Below are 5,157 nucleotides of genomic sequence, written 5' to 3' on the forward strand. Positions count from 1 at the left end.
CCGTCGAATACGAGACCAACTACTACAGCGAGACCACAAAACCCCAGGTCACAGTCAAGATCTAGAGTCTCGATCGAACCCGGAACGGTTCAATCTACAGCTGGGCCGCCGCCGTGCCTCTCTCCATGGTGGCCGCCCGGATCGCGGCACAGGGTCGCTGAGCGGATGTTCCAGTCGGGGGAACGAACTGTGTCGCGCCGGGAGGCGGAGGCGGTGCGGGCCATACGGTGAGCTGGCATGACGCAGGAATCGCAGGACGCATCCCACCCGAGCCGGCGCACCGCGCTCGCCGGGCTCGTCGGTGGGGCCGGAGTCGCGCTGGCTGCCGGTTGCACCTCCTCGAACAAAACCTCCGCGCAAGGGGTCGCACCCAGGCCCACGGCGTCGGCCACCGGCTCGTCGGCGGGTGCCACGCCCGGGGTGATGACGCTCTTCCGGGACCCGGCGTTCAATTTCAGTGGCCTCTGGGCCCTCGGCGGGGCCGGGTTCGGCGGCAGCGAGGTGGGCGAGGTGCTCACCGCCGTGAACACGATCAACAAGGCCGGCCTCTCCGCGCAGACGTACGTCGAGACCTTCAAGAAGCTCGGCGACCAGCTGATGGGAGCGCCCGAGGGCAGCAAGCCCGACCGGCAGACCAGGCGCCTGCGCGCTCTGCGGGCGGCGCAGTACTACGCCCAGGCTCTGTTCTTCGTCCTCGGCTCCGACACCCCCGAGAGCGAGGAACAGCTGTACAGGTCCGGGCGCGGGGCCTGGGACAAGTTCTGTGGCCTGTGCGACCCGGCGCCGGTGACGGCGGACATCCCCTACGGGAAGACCCCGTTGCCGGTGTGGTTCTTCCGCCCTGACGACTCCGGCAAACAGCGCCCCACCGTGATCCTCACGAACGGCAGCGACGGACAGAACGTCGACATGTGGGCCTACGGCGTTGCGGCCGCCCTGGAGCGTGACTGGAACGCCCTCGTGTACGACGGGCCGGGCCAGGGGCAGTTGCTCTTTGTGGACCGGGTCGTTTTCACACCGCGTTGGGAGACGGTGGTCACGCCGCTCGTCGACTGGCTGGTCGCCCGTTCCGACGTGGACGCCGACAGGATCGCCCTGACGGGGCTGAGCATGGCGGGCAATCTGGCCCCCCGGGCCGCGGCCTTCGAGAAGCGCATCGCCGCCCTGGTGGCGATGCCCGGATGCCTGGAACCCTGGCTGGGCTTCCCGCCGGAGATTCGGAGGATCCTCACCCCGAACAAGGCGCAGACCAACAACATCTGGAACAAAGAGGTCGTCCCCGAGCTGCCTGCGGACGCTGTCGCGACGCTGGAGAAGCGCTTCGAGCCCTTCTCCGTCCCGGCGATGCTCGCCGCCCGCAAGGGCAAGGTCTTCACGGACTTCTACACCCCCGCCAGAAGCATCGAGTCACTGACCATCACGGGCGTGGTGGGCCGCATCACGATGCCCACCCTGGTCCTCGACTACGAGGACGAGCAGTTCTATCCCGGACAGCCGCGGAAGATCTTCGACAAGCTGACGTCACCCAAGGAATACGTGAAGCTCACCGCGGCCACCGGCGCGCAACTGCACTGTTCACCGATGGCCCCGCAGCAGCACTGCGACGTCGTCTTCGACTGGCTGCAGGAGACGCTGCCGGGACGCTGACAGCCAGGTTCCAGCCGCTCGTCTGTATTGATGACCTGCTGGGCGATGACGAGGAGCTGCCGCCCCGCGAACGGAAGGCAGACATCGCTTGTAGGCCCGGACCCGTTGGCGAGGGTGGTCCGGGCCGACGGGTTGAACGGTCCGCGAGTCTTGATCGCTGCCGATCCTGCTGATTGGCTGGCCGGTATGACTGAGCTCGGACCCGTCGCCTGGCCGCCAGAGCCGATCAAGACCGAGAGACTCGTGCTCCGTGAGCCCGAGGCCCGGGACCGTGCTGCGTTCATCGAGCTGCTGGCGTCGCCAGAGGTGCACACCTACCTCGGCGGCCCCCGCCCGCGTGACGAGCTCGAGCGCGAGATGCCCCGGGCGCCGGAGCGGTGGCCCGGGAGTTTCGTCGTTGATCTCGACGGGGCGATGATCGGCCAGATCCTGCTCAGGCGAGCAACAGAGCACCGTCGCCCGGCCGCCGCCGGGAAGGCCGAACTCGGCTACCTCTTCCTGCCGCGAGCGTGGGGGTTCGGGTACGCCGCCGAGGCGTGCGCGGCGGCACTCGACTGGTTCGACAGCGCCCTTCCCGGCGAGCCGGTGGTGCTCACCACCCAGACCGCCAATGCCGCCTCGATGCGCCTCGCGGCAAAGCTGGGCTTCACCGAGGTAGAACGGTTCCAGGCCTGGGACGCCGAACAGTGGCTCGGCCTGCGATCCCCGGTCACGCCGTCCGTCTGAGCCCATGGTCGCCAGGTCGGGTAGCCCGAGAGGTGTGACCTGGTACCAGACCGTGCCGTTCTCAGCCTGCCCAAGGTGTCCCGACCAGGCGCCCCGCTTCACCAGGTTCGTGGTCGTGCCCGCAGACTAGCGCTGATCACGTAACCGTCAGCCCTGCGGGCTGAGGCACGGCGATCCGCCCTGGTGGCGGAGCGCAGCCCGTTGCCCTTTCGCGCAGGAGTCTGTTTCCTGTCCGCCGTGAACGGCGGGGTACACACGGAGGTATGCGATGAAGATCGTCGACGTGAAGGTCGTCGTCACGAGTCCCGGACGCAATTTCGTCACGCTGAAGGTGACGACCGACGACGGCCTGACGGGCCTGGGCGACGCGACGCTCAACGGCCGCGAACTCGCTGTCGTCAGCTATTTGACCGACCATGTCACGCCCCTCCTCCTCGGTCTCGATCCGCACCGGATCGAGGACACCTGGCAGTTCCTGTACCGCGGGGCGTACTGGCGGCGCGGCCCGGTCACGATGGCTGCGATCGCCGCGGTCGATGTCGCCCTGTGGGACATCAAGGCCAAGGCCGCCGGCCTGCCGCTCTACCAACTGCTGGGCGGAGCCTGCCGGGAGCGCATACGTACCTATGGGCATGCGAACGGACGTGACATCCCCGAGCTCATCGACTCGGTGCGGGCCCGGCTCGCCGAGGGCTACCAGGCCGTCCGAATCCAGTCGGGTATCCCCGGCCTCAAAGCCGTGTACGGCGTGGACACCAGCGACGGCGACGGCTCGGCCGTCCTGCACCAGCAGGCCCGCCCCCTGGTCGAGGACTGGGACACCGATGCCTACCTGCGCCACATTCCGGCCGTGTTCGACGCCATACGCAGTGAGTTCGGCGCCGAACTGCCTCTGCTGCACGACGCGCACCACCGGCTCACCCCCGTCCAGGCGGCCCGGCTGGGCAAGGACCTGGAGCCGTACCGGCCGTTCTGGCTGGAGGACTGCACCCCCGCCGAGAACCAGGAGGCCCTGCGCCTGGTGCGGGCCGGCACCACCACGCCGCTGGCCATCGGCGAGGTGTTCAACACCGTGTACGACTACCAGTCGCTGATCACCGCGCAGCTCATCGACTACGTGCGCTCTGCGGTCACTCACTTCGGCGGTGTCACGCCGCTGCGCAAGCTGTTCGACTTCGCGGCCCAGTACCAGATCAAGAGCGCCATCCACGGGCCGGAGGACATCTCACCCGTCGGGATGGCGGCGGCCGTCCACCTCGACCTGGCGGTCCACAACTTCGGCATCCAGGAGTACTCGGGCCACAACGCACTCACCGAGGAGGTGTTCCGTCACGCCTACACGTTCACCGACGGACACCTGCACCCGGGCGAGGCCCCCGGTATCGGCGTGGAACTGGACGAGGACATGGCCGCTGCCCACCCCTACGAGGCGGCCTATCTGCCCGTCAACCGCCTGCAGGACGGAACCGTCCACGATTGGTGAGCCTTCCGCCGGCTCACAGCACAGCCCCTGCCCTGCGGATCCGGTGCATCGCCGTGCCCCAGCGGCACGGCGAGGAGAACGCGGGGCTCTGGCTCACTTCCCTCGCCACCGCGGAACGGTACGACAGCACCCCGCCTGGGGCCTGTTGCGAGAGTGGATCGCGTGTCAGACCCGCCTGGGATGCTCTGAACATGGAGATGACAGTGCAGCTGACGATCGACTGCTCCGATCCGCAGGGAATGGTGACTTTCTGGGCCGAGGCCCTGGGCTACGTGCCTGAGCCTGCGCCGGGCGGGCACGCCACGTGGCGTGCTTACTGGGCGGCGGTGGGGGTGCCCGAGGCAGAGTTGCCGCCCGGTGCCGGAGACGTTCCGGAGTCGATCATCGATCCCGCGGGACGCGGACCGAGGGTGTGGTTCCAGCAGGTTCCGGAGTCGAAGGCCGCCAAGAACCGGTGGCACTTCGACCTGAAGGTCGGCGGGGGTCGTGACGTTCCACTGGACGTCCGCACACAGCGGGTCAAGGCTGCGGTGGAACGGCTGGTCAAGGCTGGTGCCACCGTGCTGCGGATCAAGGATGAGCCGGACATGGGGTTCTACGCCGCTGCCATGCAGGACCCCGAGGGCAACGAATTCGACGTCGTCTGAGGGCCGTTGCGACGGTGCTGGTCACAGCCACTCGTTCACGGCGGCGACCAGCACCGTCGCCGCGTAGCGGACGGAGAGCCTGTGGTACCTCGGGGTCACTGTTTTGTGCCTTATTTAGGCCGGTTGATGCCGCACTCGACCGCATGCCGAGCCTTGTGGTCCTCGGCGTCGAATCTGGGCGGCCGGCCGCCGCGAGAGCCCAGCTTCTTGCGGTCACGTGCCTGGGCCGCCTTGTCCGGGATGGTGCAACGGTTGCCGCATCGGCGCAGGTAGGTACGGTTTCTGCGGGAGGCGTACGCCATGTCAGCCCTGACGCGATCGGGTCGGACACGTGGTCGGCCCGACCCGACGTGACGCTGAGACGCGCAGGTCGCGCCTGCTCCTCGTTCGCGTTGAAACGCCGCCGTCTGAAAGGCCGAGACCCGCTCCGGGAACAGCCGGTCCTGCCGGCACGGTTGTATCGCAGAGGGAGCGGCGCCGCAGGGGGGAACTCGGAGACCACTAGGTTGTCCGCCCCGGCAGGATCCGGGCCCCCGGGATCGCGGTACGCCCGCCGCGCACTCGGACCGAGATGTATTTCTTCAGGAGGACTGTTTCATGACTGACCGGCCTTTGACGCTGATGGCAGTGCATGCCCACCCCGACGACGAGGCC

The 5,157-nt window shown here is 68.2% G+C and carries 4 protein-coding genes; all 4 read left to right on the plus strand.

The annotated features are described in order from the left end of the window. Nucleotides 1-237 precede the first annotated feature (237 nt). The 4 genes from ACZ67T_RS46080 to ACZ67T_RS46095 all read left to right on the plus strand — a co-directional run bounded on the left by ACZ67T_RS46080 (nucleotide 238) and on the right by ACZ67T_RS46095 (nucleotide 4,503). Entirely contained in the window at nucleotides 238-1,647 is a 1,410-nt protein-coding gene (locus tag ACZ67T_RS46080) for an alpha/beta hydrolase (RefSeq protein WP_469993038.1), read from the plus strand. A 186-nt stretch (nucleotides 1,648-1,833) separates the two neighbouring features. Next, a complete protein-coding gene (locus ACZ67T_RS46085) occupies nucleotides 1,834-2,373 on the plus strand; it encodes a GNAT family N-acetyltransferase (RefSeq protein WP_469993040.1) in 540 nt (179 codons plus the stop codon). Nucleotides 2,374-2,641: 268 nt separating this feature from the next. Further along, a complete protein-coding gene (gene manD / locus ACZ67T_RS46090) occupies nucleotides 2,642-3,856 on the plus strand; it encodes a D-mannonate dehydratase ManD (protein ID WP_469993041.1) in 1,215 nt (404 codons plus the stop codon). A gap of 191 nt (nucleotides 3,857-4,047) precedes the next feature. Beyond that, on the plus strand, nucleotides 4,048-4,503 hold the full coding sequence (locus ACZ67T_RS46095) for a VOC family protein (protein WP_469993042.1): 456 nt from the start codon (nucleotides 4,048-4,050) through the stop codon (nucleotides 4,501-4,503). Nucleotides 4,504-5,157: the final 654 nt, after the last annotated feature.

The sequence above is a fragment of the Streptomyces sp. NPDC107517 genome, assembly GCF_055582645.1.

Bases quoted from the DNA above. Each gene is read 5' to 3' on its own strand.
- ACZ67T_RS46080 (WP_469993038.1), top strand. From the start codon at position 238: ATGACGCAGGAATCGCAGGACGCATCCCACCCGAGCCGGCGCACCGCG.
- ACZ67T_RS46085 (WP_469993040.1), top strand. From the start codon at position 1,834: ATGACTGAGCTCGGACCCGTCGCCTGGCCGCCAGAGCCGATCAAGACC.
- manD (WP_469993041.1), top strand. From the start codon at position 2,642: ATGAAGATCGTCGACGTGAAGGTCGTCGTCACGAGTCCCGGACGCAAT.
- ACZ67T_RS46095 (WP_469993042.1), top strand. From the start codon at position 4,048: ATGGAGATGACAGTGCAGCTGACGATCGACTGCTCCGATCCGCAGGGA.